This is a genomic window from Kribbella pratensis, from assembly GCF_004366075.1.
GTDB lineage: Bacteria > Actinomycetota > Actinomycetes > Propionibacteriales > Kribbellaceae > Kribbella > Kribbella pratensis.
In genome coordinates, this window is record NZ_SODU01000002.1 from 1,594,530 (window position 1) to 1,611,912 (window position 17,383).

The 17,383-nt window shown below is 67.4% G+C and carries 14 protein-coding genes; 8 read left to right on the plus strand and 6 right to left on the minus strand.

Annotation, left to right across the window (positions count from 1 at the left end; translation table 11 throughout):
* Window positions 1–141: 141 nt before the first annotated feature.
* From EV137_RS22665 to EV137_RS22680, 4 genes are read left to right on the plus strand one after another with little or no spacing between them, the layout of a single operon-like run.
* Entirely contained in the window at window positions 142–1,503 is a 1,362-nt protein-coding gene (locus tag EV137_RS22665; protein WP_134130633.1) for an ABC transporter substrate-binding protein, read from the plus strand.
* Window positions 1,503–2,774, plus strand: coding sequence for a carbohydrate ABC transporter permease (locus EV137_RS22670; protein ID WP_238175493.1), 1,272 nt, complete (start codon window positions 1,503–1,505; stop codon window positions 2,772–2,774). The genes EV137_RS22665 and EV137_RS22670 overlap by 1 nt, the downstream gene beginning before the upstream one ends.
* Complete coding sequence (locus tag EV137_RS22675) at window positions 2,771–3,640, plus strand: carbohydrate ABC transporter permease (RefSeq protein ID WP_134130634.1); 870 nt, start codon at window positions 2,771–2,773, stop codon at window positions 3,638–3,640. The genes EV137_RS22670 and EV137_RS22675 overlap by 4 nt, the downstream gene beginning before the upstream one ends.
* A gap of 9 nt (window positions 3,641–3,649) precedes the next feature.
* Window positions 3,650–5,191, plus strand: a complete 1,542-nt coding sequence (locus EV137_RS22680; protein WP_134130635.1) for a glycoside hydrolase family 13 protein — start codon at window positions 3,650–3,652, stop codon at window positions 5,189–5,191.
* 37 nt (window positions 5,192–5,228) lie between these two features.
* On the opposite strand, the gene EV137_RS22685 is transcribed toward EV137_RS22680, so the two are convergent.
* The 4 genes from EV137_RS22685 to EV137_RS22700 form a co-directional block, all read right to left on the minus strand.
* Entirely contained in the window at window positions 5,229–7,457 is a 2,229-nt protein-coding gene (locus EV137_RS22685) for a heavy metal translocating P-type ATPase (RefSeq protein ID WP_134130636.1), read from the minus strand.
* A 16-nt stretch (window positions 7,458–7,473) separates the two neighbouring features.
* Window positions 7,474–8,472 carry a DUF8832 domain-containing protein gene (locus EV137_RS22690; RefSeq protein WP_134130637.1) on the minus strand — a complete coding sequence of 333 codons (999 nt, stop codon included), beginning with the start codon at window positions 8,470–8,472 and terminating at the stop codon, window positions 7,474–7,476.
* Window positions 8,469–8,690, minus strand: coding sequence for a heavy-metal-associated domain-containing protein (locus EV137_RS22695; protein WP_134130638.1), 222 nt, complete (start codon window positions 8,688–8,690; stop codon window positions 8,469–8,471). The genes EV137_RS22690 and EV137_RS22695 overlap by 4 nt, the downstream gene beginning before the upstream one ends.
* 96 nt (window positions 8,691–8,786) lie before the next feature.
* On the minus strand, window positions 8,787–9,089 hold the full coding sequence (locus EV137_RS22700) for a metal-sensitive transcriptional regulator (RefSeq protein WP_202871073.1): 303 nt from the start codon (window positions 9,087–9,089) through the stop codon (window positions 8,787–8,789).
* A gap of 314 nt (window positions 9,090–9,403) precedes the next feature.
* Here EV137_RS22700 and EV137_RS22705 point away from each other — a divergent pair, with 314 nt between their 5' ends.
* Together EV137_RS22705 and EV137_RS22710 are read left to right on the plus strand one after the other, a co-directional pair.
* The gene (locus EV137_RS22705; RefSeq protein WP_134130639.1) at window positions 9,404–10,324 is read left to right on the plus strand and encodes an ABC transporter ATP-binding protein; all 921 of its coding nucleotides are present in this window, start codon (window positions 9,404–9,406) and stop codon (window positions 10,322–10,324) included.
* Entirely contained in the window at window positions 10,324–11,313 is a 990-nt protein-coding gene (locus tag EV137_RS22710) for a DUF2705 family protein (protein ID WP_134130640.1), read from the plus strand. The genes EV137_RS22705 and EV137_RS22710 overlap by 1 nt, the downstream gene beginning before the upstream one ends.
* Here the strand turns inward: EV137_RS22710 and EV137_RS22715 are convergent.
* A complete protein-coding gene (locus EV137_RS22715) occupies window positions 11,306–13,837 on the minus strand; it encodes a YfhO family protein (protein WP_166679973.1) in 2,532 nt (843 codons plus the stop codon). The genes EV137_RS22710 and EV137_RS22715 overlap by 8 nt on opposite strands.
* 105 nt (window positions 13,838–13,942) lie before the next feature.
* Between EV137_RS22715 and EV137_RS22720 the strand changes: the two genes are divergently transcribed.
* Window positions 13,943–14,893, plus strand: a complete 951-nt coding sequence (locus EV137_RS22720) for a glycosyltransferase family 2 protein (RefSeq protein ID WP_134130642.1) — start codon at window positions 13,943–13,945, stop codon at window positions 14,891–14,893.
* A gap of 62 nt (window positions 14,894–14,955) precedes the next feature.
* Here the strand turns inward: EV137_RS22720 and EV137_RS22725 are convergent, their stop codons facing one another.
* On the minus strand, window positions 14,956–16,035 hold the full coding sequence (locus EV137_RS22725) for an ABC transporter ATP-binding protein (protein ID WP_134003402.1): 1,080 nt from the start codon (window positions 16,033–16,035) through the stop codon (window positions 14,956–14,958).
* Between the two features lie 222 nt (window positions 16,036–16,257).
* Here EV137_RS22725 and EV137_RS22730 point away from each other — a divergent pair, with 222 nt between their 5' ends.
* Window positions 16,258–17,277 (plus strand): LacI family DNA-binding transcriptional regulator, encoded by a 1,020-nt coding sequence (locus EV137_RS22730; protein ID WP_134130643.1) that lies wholly within the window; start codon window positions 16,258–16,260, stop codon window positions 17,275–17,277.
* Window positions 17,278–17,383 lie beyond the last annotated feature (106 nt).

Consider the following 17,383-nt stretch of genomic DNA (forward strand, 5'->3'; position numbering starts at 1 on the left):
TGAGGTCGGCGGCTGCTGTCGTTTGTCCTCCGGCAGGCAATCTCCCACATGCAGTCATGTTTTTGCAATCATAGATCGAAGTATTGCGTTCATGCGTCCAGTTCCCTACGGTGTCGGCACCAGGAAAGGGAGAGGGTGGAGATGACCACAACGCGCCGCGGGCTCAGCCTGCTGTTGGTGATGGGACTCGGGCTGGTGGCCGCGTCCTGCGGATCGGACGACAAGAAATCGGCGGGGGCGGCCGACGGTCCGGTCACGATCACGGTCGGCTGCGAGCCGCCGAAGAGCAACCCGAAGGAACGCGAGGCCTGGGAGGCCGATGTCGCCGCGTTCCAGAAGGCGCACCCGAACATCACGGTCGAGGGCAAGGACGCGTTCCCCTGCATCAACCCGGACACCTTCCAGGCGAAGCTGGCCGGCGGGACGCAGGAAGACGTCTTCTACGTCTACTACACCGACGTCCGGAAGATCATCGAGAAGAAGCAGGCCGCGGACATCAGCCAGTACGTCGGCAGCGTGAAGCCGGTGAACGACCTGCGCAAGGACGTGATGAGCGTCTTCAAGGACGCCGACAAGACGTACGGCCTGCCGCGGAACAACTACAACATGGGCCTGGTCTACAACCGGAAGCTGTTCACCCAGGCCGGTCTCGACCCGGTCAACCCGCCCAAGACCTGGGAGGAGGTCCGCGCGGCCGCCAAGAAGATCGCCGCGCTCGGTCCGGGGTACGTCGGCTTCGGTGAGTACTCGGCCGGCAACACCGGCGGCTGGCACTTCGCCGCGGAGCTGTACGCACGCGGCGGGTCGATGGTCAGCGACGACGGGAAGACCGCCGCGTTCAAGAGCGACGAAGGCAAGGCGGTCCTCGAGAACCTGAAGAAGATGCGCTGGGACGACAACTCCATGGGCAGCAAGCAGCTGCTGCAGTGGGAGGACCTGATGCGCATGATGGGCGGCGGCAAGCTCGGCATGATGATCGGTGCGCCGGACGTCGTGCAGTCGGTGAACAACGACTTCAAGGGTAAGTTCGACGACTACGGCGTCACCGCCGTACCGGAGTCGAACGGGAACTCGTCGCTGAGTGGCGGCGACGGGTACATGTTCAACCCGAAGGCGTCGCCGGAGAAGATCAAGGCGGGCTTGCTGTGGCTCGAGTTCCACGAGCTGACGCCTGGCCAGGGCCAGTTCAACTACGCGCGGTCGAAGGCGCAGGGCCGCCCGGTCGGGCTGCCGATCCCGGACCTGTACGGCGACAGTGCCCCGGGCAACGAGATCAACGCGCTGCGCAAGCAGTACGCCACGGTCCCGGTCGACAACTTCACGCCGTACGTCGAGGCGCAGGGCGGCATCACCAACAAGCTCGAACCCCCGAAGGCGCAGGAGCTGTACGCCGTCCTCGACGTCGCGATGTCCGCGGTGCTGACCCGCAAGGACGCCGACATCGACAAGCTGCTGAGCGACGCAGAGTCCAAGGCCAACAAGATCCTGGCGAAGAACACCTGATGGTCGACGACATCACAACAAACACACGCCGTCCACGCTCCGCGGGGACGGCGTGTGGTGGGGGAGACAAGACGGCGGTCGAAGCGCAGCCGCCGAGCGGTGGCGGACGCCGTGGAGCGGCGGGTGGTGGGGGAGACGAGACGCCGGTCGAAGTGCAGGCGCCGAGCGGTGGGAGACGCCGTGGAGCGGCGAGTGGCGGGGGAGACAAGACGGCGGTCGAAGTGCAGCCGCCGAGCGGTGGTGGCGGACGCCGTGGAGCGGCGGGTGGTGGGGGAGACGAGAAGCCGCCGAGCGGTGGGAGGCGCCGCGGGGCGGCCGGTCGGCCTGGCGGCCGCGGGCCGCTGCAGAGGGAGTCGAACGGCTCTGATGATCTCCTCCTCCCCGACGGCACGGGTGCGCTGCGGAGGGCGGTGGGGCGAAACCTCACGGCGTACGGGTTCCTGTGCGCCGCCCTGATCTGTTTCGCGTTGTTCTCCTGGTATCCGATGATCCGGGAGATCGTGCTGAGCTTCCAGCAGAACAACTTCGTCGACCCAGGCGAGTGGGTCGGGTTCGACAACTTCCGCGCGGTGATCGCGGACCCGGCGTTCCGGTCCGCGTGGCTGAACACCGCGGCGTTCAGCGGGCTCGCACTGGTGATCGGGTACGCCGTACCGTTCGTGCTCGCCGTGGTGCTCAACGAGCTGAAGCACGCGAAGGCGTACCTGCGCTTCGTCGTCTACCTGCCCGTGATGCTCCCACCAGCGGTCGCCGTACTGCTGTTCAAGTGGTTCTACGACCCCGGAGCCGGCCTGTTCAACCAAGCGCTCGACGCGGTGCATCTCCCGCCGTTGAGCTGGCTGGACTCGACGAGTACGGCGCTCGTCAGTCTGGTGATCGTGTCGACGTGGATGAACCTCGGCACCGGCACTCTGATCTACCTCGCCGCGTTGCAGAGCATCCCCGGCGAACTGTACGAGTCGGCCGAGCTCGACGGAGCGGGCCTGTTCAAGCGGGTCTGGCACGTGACGATCCCGCAGACCAAGTTGATCCTGCTGGTGATGCTGCTCCTGCAGGTCGTCGCCACGATGCAGGTCTTCATCGAGCCGTACCTGCTGACCGGCGGCGGTCCGGAGAACGCGACCGTCACGGTCGCCTACCTGATGTACCAGTACGCGTTCAACTTCGGTGACTTCGGCGGCGGCTCCGCTCTCGGTCTGATGCTGATGATCGTCCTGCTGGTCTTCTCCACGATCTACCTGCGCGTGTCCCGCGAGGAGGCCGAGCGATGAGAACCCTGGTGTCACCCCTCGCACTCCGCACGCCGCACGGCCGGATCATGTACTGGACGATCCTGACGGTCACAATCGTCGGCTTCACCGGCGCATTCGTCTTCCCCTTCTACTGGATGGTGAGCGGCGCGCTCAAGTCGCCGGACGAACTCGCGCAGATCCCACCCAGCTTCTTCCCGAAGTCGGTCGACTTCAGCGTCTACAAAGAGGCCTGGGACCAGCTCCAGTTGGGCGTGTTCCTCAAGAACACTGCCGTGTACGCCGGTGGCGCGTGGCTGTTCACGCTGGCAGTCGACGTGTCGGCGGCGTACGCGCTGTCGAAACTGCGGCCCGTCCTCGGGAAGCTCGTGCTCGGCGCGATGCTGGCGACGTTGATGATCCCGCCGATGGTCCTGCTGCTGCCGACGTACCTGGTGGCGAAGGACCTTCCGATCCTGCACGTCGACCTGCTGAACACGCCCTGGGCGATCTGGTTGCCGGCGGCAGCGAACGGGTTCTTCGTGTTCCTGCTCAAGCGGTTCTTCGACTCGATCCCGAAGGAGCTGCTCGAAGCGGCCGAGATCGACGGCGCGTCACCGCTGCGGATCCTCTGGTCGATCGTGCTGCCGGTGTCGCGGCCGATCATCGGGGTGGTGTCGATCCTGTCCGTGGTCACGGTCTGGAAGGATTTCGTCTGGCCGCTGCTGGTGCTGCCGGAGACGGACAAGATGTCGATCAGCGTCGGCATCGCGTCGCTGTCGGCCCAGATGCCGCAGAACGTCCTGATCGCGTCGCTGGTGATCGCCAGCCTGCCCACGATCCTCGTGTTCTTCGTTTTCCAGCGCAGCATCATGGCCGGGCTGACGGCCGGAAGCCTGAAAGGTTAGGGAGATTCGATGGCCGACGAATGGTGGCGTGGAGCTGCGATCTACCAGGTGTACCTGCGGAGTTTCGCGGACGGCAACGACGACGGCATCGGCGACCTCGCCGGTCTGCGCGCGAAGCTGCCGTACCTGGCGGAGCTCGGGATCGACGCGATCTGGCTGAACCCGTGGTACCCGTCACCGATGGCCGACGGCGGGTACGACGTCGCCGACTACCGCGCGATCGACCCGGCGTTCGGCACCCTCGCCGAGGCGGAGGCGTACATCGCGGAGGCGCACGCCCTGAACATCCGGACGATCATCGACATCGTGCCGAATCATGGGTCGAACCAACAGGACTGGTTCGTTCAGGCGCTGCGGGCCGGTCCAGGATCCCCCGAGCGTGAGCGGTTCCTGTTCCGGCCGGGCCGGGGTGACGGACCACCCAACGACTGGCAGTCGATCTTCAACGGACCGGCCTGGTCGCAGGTCGAGGACGGCGAGTGGTACCTGCACCTGTTCGCCCCGGAGCAGCCCGACTTCAACTGGCGCAACCCCGAGGTCGTGGAGGAGTTCCACGACATCCTCCGGTTCTGGCTGGACCGCGGCGTCGACGGGATCCGGATCGACAGCGCCGCCGTACTGTTCAAGGACCTGGACAGTGCCGAGGAGTCGTACACCGACCACGACGAGGTGCACGAGGTGTATCGCGGCTGGCGGCGGATCTCCGACTCCTATGACGACCGGTTCTTCGTGGGTGAGATGTGGATGCCGGACCAGGAACGGTTCGCGCTGTACCTGCGACCGGACGAGATGCAGACCGCGTTCAACTTCGACTTCCTGTCCCGCCCTTGGGAAGCCGCGGAACTGAAGGCGTCGATCGACCTCACGCTGTCCACCCATGTCCCGATCGGCGCACCGCCGACCTGGGTCCTGTCGAACCACGACGTCACGCGACCGGTCACGAAGTACGGGCGCGCGGACACGTCCTTCTCGCACCAGGACCGCAAGCACGGGATGCGGACCGATCTCGTGCTCGGCGAACGTCGCGCGCGGGCGGCGGCCCTGTTGGCGATGGCGCTGCCGGGTGGTCTGTACGTCTACCAGGGCGAGGAACTCGGGCTGCCCGAAGTGGAGGATCTGCCCGACGAGCTGCTGCAGGACCCGATCTTCACCCGCTCGAAGGGCGCCGACCGCGGCCGAGATGGTTGCCGTGTGCCCCTACCGTGGTCCGGCAAGGAGCCGCCGTTCGGTTTCGGCAGCGGTACGCCGTGGCTCCCGCAACCACGTGACTGGAAGAACCTCACTGTCGAGTCCCAGTACGACGACCAGAACTCGATGCTCACCCTCTACCGCACCGGCCTTCACCTCCGCCGCACCCTCCTGGGCGACGGCGCACTGACCTGGCTCGACTCACCGCCCGACGTCCTCACATTCCAGCGCGAGAACCTCACCTGCATCACCAACCTGAGCCACATCGCCGTACCCCTCCCGCCCCACGAGGAGGTCCTGCTGAGCAGCATCCCCTTGGACAACGGCGCGCTCCCACCGGACGCCACCGCCTGGGTCCGGTGAACAAGAAAGTGGGGGCCTCGGACAAGGCCCCCACTTCTCAGCTGAGCGGACGGAATCTCCGCAGTCGCAGGCTGTTCGACACCACGAACACTGAGCTGAAGGCCATCGCAGCGCCCGCGAGCATGGGGTTCAGCAACCCGGCAGCTGCCAGGGGAAGGGCCGCCACGTTGTAGGCGAAGGCCCAGAACAGGTTGCCCTTGATCGTGCGGAGCGTGCTGCGGGACAGCCGGATGGCGTCCGCGGCCGCGCGCAGATCGCCGCGCACCAGCGTCAGGTCACTTGCCTCGATCGCCACATCGGTGCCCGTACCCATGCTCAGCCCGAGATCAGCCTGAGCAAGGGCGGCCGCGTCGTTGACGCCGTCTCCGACCATCGCGACCACGCGACCCTCGTCCTGCAGCTTCTTCACCGCGTCGACCTTGCCGGCCGGCAAGACCTCGGCGATCACCTCGTCGATCCCGACCTCGGCGGCGACCTTCATCGCCACGGCTTCGTTGTCCCCGGTCAGCAGCACCGGCCGCAGGCCCAAAGACTTCAGCTGAACGATCGCCTCCACGGACGTGGGCTTCACCGTGTCCGCGACGACCAGCACAGCCCGCGCCTGCCCGTCCCAGCCGACTGCGACCGCCGTACTGCCCTCGGCCTCGGCGTGCTCCTTCGCATGCGCGAGCTCCTCCGGCAGGTACTGGCTCCACTCCTCCAGCAACTTCGTCCGGCCGACGAGTACAGCGTGCCCGTCGACGATCCCCTGCACACCAAGGCCTTCGACGTTCCCGAAGTCCTCGACCTCCGGCAGCTTCCCCGCCTCCGAGGCGGCCCGCGCCACGGCCTGCGCGATCGGGTGCTCGCTCGAGTGCTCGAGCGCCCCGGCCAACCGCAGTACCTCGGCCCGGTCCTGATCCGGAGCAAGCAGTACGTCGACCAATTCCATCCGGCCCGTGGTGACAGTTCCCGTCTTGTCCAGTACGACGGTGTCGACCCGCCGCGTGGACTCGAGCACCTCCGGACCCTTGATCAGGATGCCCAGCTGAGCGCCCCGGCCCGTCCCGACCATCAACGCGGTCGGCGTGGCCAGACCCAAGGCACACGGGCAAGCGATGATCAGTACGGCGACCGCGGCCGTGAACGCGACCTCCAGCGGCGAACCGTTGCCCAGCCAGAAACCTAGCGTTGCCAGCGCCAGCCCGATCACGATCGGCACGAAGATCCCGGACACCTTGTCGGCCAGCCGCTGTACGGCGGCCTTCCCGTTCTGGGCGTCCTCGACCAGCCGCGCCATCTGCGCCAGCTGCGTGTCCGAACCGACGCGAGTCGCCCGCACCACCAGCCGGCCACCCGCATTGACGGTGGCGCCAACGACCGCGTCGCCGGGAGCCACCTCGACCGGCACGGACTCGCCGGTCAGCATCGACGCGTCGACCGCGCTGCTGCCGGTTACGACCGCGCCGTCTGTGGCGATCTTCTCGCCCGGCCGGACGACGAACTCGTCACCCACGACGAGTTGGTCGGCCGGGATGCGGGTCTCGGTCCCGTTGCGCAGGACGGCGACGTCCTTCGCTCCGAGCTCGAGCAGGGCCCGCAACGCGGCCCCCGAGCGGCGCTTCGCCCGTGCCTCGAAGTACCGGCCGGCCAGGATGAACGTCGTGACGCCGGCCGCGACCTCGAGGTAGATCTCCTCCGCGCCACTCCCGCGGGACGGGATCAACGTGAACGGCATCTTCATCCCGGGCTCACCGGCCGAGCCGAGGAACAGGGCGTACAGCGACCACAGGAACGCGCTCACCACGCCCAGCGAGATGAGCGTGTCCATGGTGGCGGCGCCGTGCCGCAGGTTCGTCCAGGCGGCCTTGTGGAACGGCCACGCCGCCCACGTCACCACCGGGAACGCCAGCGTCAGGGACGCCCACTGCCACGACTCGAACTGCAAGGCCGGGATCATCCCGAACGCGATCACCGGGACCGCGAGCACGATGCTCGCGATCAGCCGCTCCCGCAGGGGTTTCAGTTCGTCCGGTTCGTCGGCCGAGGCTTCGACGGCCGGCGTCGGCAGGCTCGCGGTGTACCCGGTCTTCTCGACCGTGGCGACCAGGTCGTCGGTGGAGATGCCATCCGCGTACGTCACCTTCGCCTTCTCGGTGGCGTAGTTGACGGTCGCGGTGACACCCTCCATCCGGTTCAGCTTCTTCTCCACCCGGGCGGCGCACGAGGCGCACGTCATACCACCGATGATGAGTTCAACGGACTGACCGGGCTCGGTGCTGGTCATGATGATGTGCCTCCTCTCAGTGGCCGTGGGGCGTTTCGGCGTGCCCGGGGGTCGTCGTAGCGGTCGGTAGGGCGGTCGGCGGGACGATTGCGGTCCCAGTGGAGCTCACCTTCACGGTGAACTCGGCGGTGTGGACCTTGCCCGCGTGCTGGAAGTCCAGGAACAGGCTGTACGTACTGGCGGTCGGGAAGGTCGTGGCGAACGTGATCCCCGGCCCGCCCTTCATCCCCGCCGTCGCTTCCTGCGCCGGATGAGTGTGGAGGTAGGCGAGGTCCCCGCTGCGTAGCGAGACCAGGTGCCCGAAGGCGCCGAGGTACGGCTGCAGGTCGGTGACGGGCTTGCCGCCCCGGGTGATCGTGAACGTCAGCTCCGACTCCTTACCGGCGATCGGGGTGCCCTGCAGTGTCACGTCGTACCCGTCGAAGCTGTAGACGCTCGCCGGTTCGGCGACCGGGACCGGGACGTACAGACCGGTCACGTTCACATCCGTGCCGAGGGTGATCGTGCTGTCGTGGCCCGCCGGCTGGAAGTCGGCGTACAGCCGCCAGGTCCCGCCGGCGGTGAACGTGAACGGGATGCTCCACGTCCCGTCCGCCGCCAGCGTGGGATGCACGTGGTGGAACCCGGACAGGTCCCGGCGGACCACGATCAGGTGCAGGTCCTTCTCGTGGGTCTTCGTGTACTTCGTGACCGGTTTGCCGTCCGGTCCTTGGATCGTGAAGCGCAACTCGGTCTGCGTGCCGCTGGTGAAGAACGTCTTCGCCGGCGCGAACGTGTAGCCCGCGTCGGACACCGCCAGTCCGGGCAGTTGCCCGGCCGACTCGTGTCCACCGTGTTCCGAGGTGCCTGCAGTCTGCTCCATGCCACCCATCTCCTCTCCGTGGGCCGGTGCCGCGGAGGTTTCGTCGGCCGCCGCGATCGGATCGATCGCGGAGCCGATGCCGTACGCCGCCCCGAAGGCCAGCACCACCGCACCGGCGAACGCGCCGAGCCGGAGCGCGACGGCCCGGCTCACGACGCCGCCAGTTCGTAGCCCGCCTCGTCGACGGCGTCGCGGACGGCGGCCTCGTCGAGAGCGGACTCACTCGTCACGTGCACCGCGGAAGTGCCACCCGCGACGAGGTCGATCTTCACGTCCTGGACACCGACGAGCTTGCTCAGCTCCTCGGTGACAGCCGAAGTGCAGTGGCCGCAGGTCATACCGGAGACGGAGTACGTCGTAGTGGTGCTCATATCGATGCTCCTTGCTCGAAACGGGGTGATTGCTGGAGATGATTCAGCTGGACGAATGGTTCAACTGGACGAATGGTTCAGCCGGACGAACGTGGTTCAGCTTCGGACGAGGCGGGCGATCGCGTCGGAGGCCTCGCGGACCTTCTCGTCGGCCTCGGGCCCGCCCTTCTGCGCGGCCTCGACCACGCAGTGCGAGAGGTGCTCGTCGAGCAACTCCAGCGAGAACGACTGCAACGCCTTCGTGGCCGCCGACACCTGGGTCAGGATGTCGATGCAGTACTTGTCCTCCTCGACCATCCGCTGCAGGCCGCGGACCTGCCCCTCGATCCGCCGCAACCGCTTCAGATGACTGCTCTTCTCCGCGGTGTATCCGTGCACATGTCCCTCATCGCTGGCCATCTCGCGTCCTCTTCTCGCCTCAGCTACCCCTCCGGGGTATCTCCACGCCTCAGAAGTTACCCCCTATGGGTATAGAACGCAAGTCCTCCGGCAATACCGGCTGGGGGTATCTGGAGATGTCATCGCGAAGTACGACCAACCCACCGCAAAACCGCCATGCACAGGGGCTTGAACAGGGTCTGGTGGGGGTGGCACAGGTTGTTGCCTGTGCACCGCCACCGCCTGGGTGCACTGGCTTGGTCGCGGGGCGTGTGGGCGGGTGGGTGAACAAACCTGTCACGCTGTGCGTCTGCTCACTGACGAGAGGGGTTTGGATGTCCGACGTGGCCATCAGTACGCGCGGGTTGCGCAAGACGTACCGGACTCGGCGGGGGCGCAAGGTGGTGGCGGTGCAGGGGCTGGATCTGGAGGTTCCGGCCGGTGGGGTGCACGGGTTCCTCGGGCCGAACGGGTCGGGGAAGACCACGTCGATCCGGATGCTGCTCGGGCTGGTGCGCGCCGACGCGGGGACGATGACCGTGTTCGGCCGGCCGGTGCCGGCGCAGTTGCCGGACGTGGTCGGGCGGATCGGCGCGATCGTCGAGTCGCCGAAGTTCTTCCCGGCGTTCACCGGGGAGAAGAACCTCGAACTGCTCGCCGAGGCCATCGGCGCCCCGCGCGCCCGGGTCGGTGAGGTGCTGGAGCAGACCTCGCTCGGCGAGCGAGGGAGGGACCGGTTCCGGTCCTACTCGTTGGGTATGAAACAGCGGCTGGCGATCGCGGCCACGCTGCTCAAGGAGCCCGACCTGCTGATCTTCGACGAGCCGACCAACGGCCTCGACCCGGCAGGTATCCGGGAGATCCGCGAGACCATGCGCGGTCTGGGCGAGCAGGGCAAGACGGTCCTGGTCAGCAGCCACATCCTGGCCGAGGTCGAGCAGGTCGCCGACACCGTGTCGATCATCGGTCACGGCCGCCTGCTCGCGTCCGGCACAGTCGCGGAAGTGATCGGCGGGGGTACGGCGCCGACAGTGAAGGTTGCTGTCGGCGACCATGAAGCCGCGACCCGCATCCTGGTCGCCGCCGGTCTGACAGTTCGTGCCGACGGCAAGTATCTGCTCGTCGAAGGTGCGCCGGATCCCGCCGACGTGACGCGGCGCCTCGCCCACCAGGAGCTGTACGTGTCCGAGCTGGCCCCGGTCCGCGCCGACCTCGAGTCGGTCTTCCTCGAGCTCACCGAAGGCGAGGGTCTGTGATGGTCCGCCTGACCAAGGTCGAGCTCCGCCGGTTGATGGCACGCCGCTTGACGGCGGTCGGTCTCGCCGGCCTGTTCCTGATCACGATCCTGCTGCTGGTCGCCACCTGGTTCGACGCGCGGCCATTGTCCGCCGTCGAGCAGCAGCAGGCCCAGCAGCAGTACGAGATGGCCCACAAGGACTGGGGCGAGCACGCGCAGGAGATGCGCACGCAGTGCGAGGCGGACTGGAAGACGCAACCCGACCCGAAGCCGAAGCTCGAGGAGATGTGTGTCTACTCCGAGCCGAAGCCGGAGGATTTCGGCAAGCCGCCGACCGTGTTCGCCCAGATCATGCCGGAGCTGTTGCAGGGTTCGTCGTACTTCCTGGCGTTCGCCGCGTTCCTGATCGGCGCCAGTTTCCTCGGCGCCGAGTTCAGTTCCGGTGCCATCGGCAACTGGTTGACGTTCGAGCCGCGCCGGCTCCGGGTCTACGGCAGCAAGTTGCTCGCGGCCGCGACCGGTTTCGTGCCGATCGCCGCGGTGGTGCTGGCGGTCATCCTGTTCGGAACGTTCCTCATCGTCGACAAGCTGGGCGACACCGCGAGTACGACGGGGAAGGTCTGGGGCGACCTGTCCGCGATCGGCGGTCGCGCCGTACTGACGACCGCACTGGCCGCGGCACTCGGCAGCGTCGTCGGACTGCTGCTCCGGCACACCGCTGCCGCGATCGGTGTCGTGATGGCGTACCTGGTCCTCGCGGAAGGCGTTTTCGCCGCGTTCCTGGAGAAAGCCCAGCCGTGGTTGGTGAAACTCAACTTCGACGCCTTCGTGCGGCACGGCGCGCAGTACTCCGTGACGGAATGCAAGACCGGAAGTGACGGCAGCTACATCTGCGACTACGTGCAGAAAACGCTTTCGTTCGAGCACGGCGCTTGGTACCTGGCGATCTTCACCGTGGTCGTGGTCCTGCTCGGCGGCTGGGTATTCCACCGCCGGGACGTCAACTAGCGGCGCGCCGCCGTCGCCGTACTGCGCCGATCAGGACGATCCCGAGCGTGGCCACGGCGGCGGCCGCACCGACCGCCAGTCCGCGGAGAAGTCCGGGCGGCACGAACGTGCAGTCCACCCGGTCCGCGGTGCCCGTCAGCGGGACAGCGATCAGGCCGCCGAAGTTCCGCGGGGTCTGCGGCTTGCCGCCGGCGACCTTGCAGGTCCAGCCGTCGATCTTCGGTACGCCGACGACCGCCCAGCCCTTGCTGCCGGCGGGCAATGTCGCGTGGAGGGAGTGACCGCCGGTCTCCACGTCCGTCGCCCCGGTCGTCCGAAGCTTCTCGACCGCGCTGCTCAAGGCCTGCTGGTCGAGGCAGCCGAGGGCGTTCCGCGGCGGAATGCCCTGTGGGGCGTCGCCGAAATTGACCTCGACCAGCACGACCCCGCTCGCCGGCACGGTGCCGAGCCCGATCATCGCGCTGCTGGTGTTGATCCCGGGCCGGCGCGACGAGCTCAGTTCGTGCCACTCGCCGTCGGCCAGCCGGGCGCGGCCGCCGACCCGTGGCATGTACAGGTACGCCGTGCTGCCCGCCCTGCATGCCGCGACCAGTTTGACGTCACCGGTCGCGAACCGGGTGCCCTTGTACTTCGGGACGTCGTACACCTTGGTCCCGAGCAGGCGCTCCTGGGCGGCGTACGCGTTCGGGGCGTTGGTGTCGACCGGGACCGCCGCATCGAGCCGGCGCCGTACCGTGACCAGCGGCGGGACCGTCGCCCGGGTGACCTGCGGGTTGCCGTCGACGAGCCGCATCCGGGCGCCGACCGAGAAGATCGTGTCGGTCACCGGGTTGTCGAGCGTCCGCGCCGCCCGACCGTACCCGGACCAGCCGAAGCCGAGTGCGGTCATCATCTCGTTCACCGAGTGCGGCAACAGGCTGCTGTACAGGCCGGCGCCCTGGCCGCCGAGCAGAATCGGGTCGTTCGGCGTGACGGACGTCCCCGGCTCGGTCCGGTACGCCGGCCACCCGTCGGCTGCCCGCAGCGCGTCGTACCGCGTGGTCTGCAGATCGTTCCACGGCGCAACGGAAGTGCTGAGCACCTTCGAGCGCTGCTCGTCGGTGATCACCGCGGTCCAGGTGGTCTCCACTGCCACGACCACCAGCAGTACGGCGAACGCGGCGACGACCGGCCACTTCACCCGGCGTGTCCTCGGGAACTGGCGCAAAGTCCAGATGGTGCCGAACGCAACCACTGTCACCGCCCCGGACGCGATCAGCACCTCTGTCCAGTGCTCGGTCAGCAGCGGACTGCCGTCGGACAGTACGGCGATCAGCGCCAGCAGGACCGCTCCGCCCAGCAGGGCGATCGGACCGGGCAGCTTGTGAGCGACCGAGACCCACGCGACCACGACGAGCACGCCGCAGAGCACGAACGCCTCGCGGTACTGGCTGCCGTTGGGGGTGTCGAACGCGTGCCAGAACTCCTGCGTCGGCGCCCAGCGGAACGACAGCGCCGTCAGGACGGTCGTGATCACCCAGACGCCTTTCGGACGCCAGGGGACGAACTTGTTGAACGGCATCGTCAGCGCGAGCAGGAGGGCGATCGTTCCGACGTACAGACTGGCGGTCCGGCCGACGCCCTCGGACAGCGGCAGCAGCCGGGACAGGAACACATCCCACGCCGAAGGATGGAAGATCCCGGACGGGGACGGCGTTGCGGCGCGGTTGGTGGTGACGATCGGTAGCAGGATGGGCGCGACCAAGGCCATGCCGAGCGCGAACGAGACGCCGTGCCGGACGACCGACCGGAGGCGCAGCGACCAGCTGAGGTCGCTGGTGAGCAGCCGGGCGAGCAGGTAGATCCCACCCGCAATCGTTGCCATGTAGGCGGTGTAGAAGTTGGACAGCCAGAAGACGGCGACCACCAGCACACTCAGCACCCGGTTGGTCCGGCGTAGTGACCATTCGGCGACCAGGAAGAACATCGGCAGGGCGATGAGGCCGTCCAGCCACATCGGCACGTAAGCTCCGTCGTCGAGTGCCCAGCCGCAGACGCCGTACGACACGCCCAAGATTGCTGCAACCCAACGGGGGCCCGGATGCATCTTGAGAAGTACGGCGGCCATCGCGGCCGCGGCCAGGCTCAGCTTGAGTGTGGTGACGACGTAGACGGCGAGGTCGATCTGGTCGCGGGGGAACAGACCCACCAGTAGGGACAATGGGCTGCCGAGATCGACCCCGACGTCCGCGAGGAAGCCGACGCCGAAAGCGCTCTGCCAGTTGAACAGCAGGTCGCCCTGAGCCTGGCCGTGCAGGACGTCCCAGAGATGGGCGAAGAAGGGGATGTACTGGGTACCAAGATCGTTGGTACTGCGGGACAGCGAACCGAAGGGAAAGGTACCGCGGATGATTCCGGAGGCGGCGAACACAGCCGCCACCACGACAGCGGCGACGGCGGCCGGCAGCAGTGCCGAGCGCCGTCGGGCAGACCCTTCGTCAGCGCCTCCCTCGGCGCCTCCGTCGGCACTGTCCTCGGAAACCATTGGCCGCCCCTTCGTTCCGCTCACCCGGTCGCCAAAGCTAGCGGGTAGTTCTGGTCTGGACAAGAATCGCATCATGGTCGACGTACGGGGCGGACGGGGACAACGATGCGGTTGAGTCTGGTGGTGCCGTGTTACAACGAGGTCGAGGTGATCTCGCGGTTCCATCAGGCGCTCAGTCGCGAGCTCGAGGAAACCGGGCGGCCGTACGAGATCGTGTACGTCGACGACGGTAGTGCTGATGGGACGCTCGAGGCCCTCGTCGAGTTGGCAGCGGCCGACGAATCGGTCCGGTACCTGTCGTTCAGCCGGAACTTCGGCAAGGAGGCCGCGATGCTGGCCGGCCTGCGGTACGCGACCGGCGACGCCGTGGTGATCATGGACGCGGACCTGCAGCACCCGCCGGAGCTGATCGGCCGGATGCTCAAGGAGTACGAGCGCGGGTTCGACCAGGTGATCGCGCGCCGCAACCGGACCGGGGACCCGGCGACCCGGACGCTGTTCGCGCGGGCGTACTACTGGTTGATCAACAAGTGGGCCGACGTCGAGCTGATGGACGGGGTCGGCGACTTCCGGATGCTGTCCCGGCGCGCGGTCGACGGCCTGCTCGAGCTGAACGAGTACAACCGGTTCTCGAAAGGGCTGTTCGCCTGGATCGGGTTCGAGTCGCTCCTGTTCGAGTACGACAACGTGAAGCCGCCGGTGGACCGGAAGAGCCGGTGGACGTTCCGGCGGTTGCTGGAGTACGGGCTGGACGGGCTGCTGTCGTTCAACAACAAACCGCTGCGGGCAGCGATCTACATCGGCCTGCTGCTGACCGCGGTGGCCGCCGGCTACGCGATCTGGGTGATCGTGGCCGCGATCGTGCACGGGGTCGAGATGCCCGGGTACGTCACGCTGATCGCCGCGATCACCGGGCTCGGCGGACTGCAGATGGTGATGCTCGGCGTGATCGGCGAGTACATCGGCCGGATCTACTACGAGACCAAGAAGCGCCCGCACTACTTGCTGAAGCAGACCAACATGGACCCCGCTGACCGGCTGGAGCGGCGTACCTGAAACGGGCACCGGCCCCAGGTGGACAAACCACCCGGGGCCGGCAGGACAGCTACTGCTGAGGATCAGGCGGTGAGCCGCTCCTCGGTGGACGTCGAGAACAGGTGCAGCTTGTCCGGGACGGCCGCGAGGCGGATGGTCGAACCCTTCTCGACCGGCATCCGGGCGTCGATCCGGGCGACGATCTGCTGGTGCTCGTTGTTGTGCTCCGCGGTGCCGTACAGGTACGCGTCGGCGCCGAGCTCCTCGACCACGGCGACCTTCACCGGCAGGCCCTCGTCGGCGACCTTGAAGGCCTCCGGGCGAACGCCCACGGTCAGGGTCTTGTCGCTCCCGGCCTTCTCCAGCAGGCTGCGCTGAAGCGGGATGACGTAGTCGCCGACCTTCGCACCGCCGTCGGTGATGTCGGCGGTGAGCAGGTTCATCGCCGGCGAGCCGATGAAGCCCGCGACGAACTTGTTCTTCGGGTTGTCGTACAGGTTCAGCGGGGTGTCGACCTGCTGGAGCAGACCGTCCTTGAGGACCGCGACCCGGTCGCCCATCGTCATGGCCTCGACCTGGTCGTGGGTGACGTAGACGGTGGTGACACCGAGACGCTGCTGCAGCTCGGCGATCTGGGTACGGGTCTGGACACGCAGCTTGGCATCGAGGTTCGACAGCGGCTCGTCCATCAGGAAGACCTGCGGGTTACGCACGATCGCGCGGCCCATCGCGACGCGCTGGCGCTGACCACCGGACAGGGCCTTCGGCTTGCGGTCGAGGTACTCCTCCAGGCCGAGCAACTTGGCGGCCTCGCCGACCCGCTTCGCCCGGTCCTCCTTGGAGACGCCCTGCATCTTCAGCGCGAAGCCCATGTTGTCCGCGACCGACATGTGCGGGTAGAGCGCGTAGTTCTGGAACACCATCGCGATGTCCCGCTCCTTCGGCGGACGGTGCGTGACGTCGCGGTCGCCGATGTAGATGGAACCCTCGTTGACCTCTTCGAGGCCGGCGAGCATCCGGAGCGAGGTGGACTTGCCGCAACCCGACGGGCCGACGAGCACCATGAACTCGCCGTCCTCGATCTCGAGGTTGAGCTTGTCGACGGCGGGGGTGTCACCACCCGGGTAGATCCGGGTTGCCGACTTGAACGACACAGTAGCCATGACTGATCTTTCCCTTCACCGGCAGGAACGTGCCGGACGATCCGAGTAAAGGTTCCCCCAGGCGGGGGAGTCCGCCTATCCTCGCCCGGCCCAGCTCGTCCTGACAAGGTTTACGGCGTGTGACGTGTCCGTTCTGTTCACGTTGTGGACACCATCGCGCATCCTGCAAGTTCTTGCAGGATCTTGCTGAAAAGTCAGGGGCGCCTGGGTACAGTGCCGGGCGTGAGCAGCAGAGCACGGCTGGCGGACATCGCGGCCAAGGCGGGGGTCAGTGAGGCGACGGTCTCGCGGGTGCTGAACGGGAAGCCGGGGGTGGCCGAGGACACGAAACAGTCGGTGCTGACGGCCCTCGACGTACTCGGGTTCGAACGGCCGTCGCGGTTGCGGCGCCGGTCCGCGGGACTGATCGGGCTGGTGATGCCGGAGCTGATCAACCCGATCTTCCCGGCGTTCGCGCAGGTGATCGAGTCGGCGTTGTCGCAGCGCGGATTCACCCCGGTGCTGTGTACGCAGTCGCCGTCCGGCGCGACCGAGGAGGAGTACGTCGAGATGCTGCTCGAGCGCGGCGTCTCCGGGATCATCTTCGTCTCCGGTCTGCACGCGGACACCGGCGCGGACCACGAGCGCTACCAGGCCCTCGTCGAGCGCCGGCTGCCGGTGGTGTTCGTGAACGGCTGGCTGCCGTCGGTCGAGGCGCCGTTCGTGTCGTCGGACGAGTACGCCGCGATGGAGCAGGCGGTCACCCACTTGGTCGCCCTCGGGCACCGCCGGATCGGTTTCGCGTCCGGGCCGGAGCGGTTCATCGTCGTCCAGCGGAAGCTGGCCGGGTACCGGATCTCGATGAAGGCGCAACTCGGCCTGTCCGACGACGACCTGGACCCGATGGTTGCCTTGAGCATGTTCGGTGTCGAGGGCGGCGAGGCGGCCGGCCGGCAGTTGCTGGACGCCGAGGTCACCGCGGTCGTCTGCGGCTCCGACATGATGGCGCTCGGCGTCATCCGCGCCGCCCGTCAGCGGGGTCTTTCGGTTCCCGGGGACTTCTCGGTGGTCGGGTACGACGACGCGCCGATGATGGAGTTCACCGACCCGCCGATGACGACGATCCGCCAGCCCGTACAGGCGATGGGCCTGGCCGCGGTCCAGTCCCTCCTCGAAGAGGTACGCGGCCACACCACCCCCCGCACCGAGTTCCTCTTCCGTCCAGAACTCGTCGTACGTGGCTCGACCGGCCCGGCCCACTGAAACGCAACTTTGTGCACCCACCAACCAAATCCGGGGCGGAATTTTGGTTGGTGGGTGCACAAAGAAGGCTCCGGCCCGGAAACCGTCCCCTGCCGGGCGGCTCCGG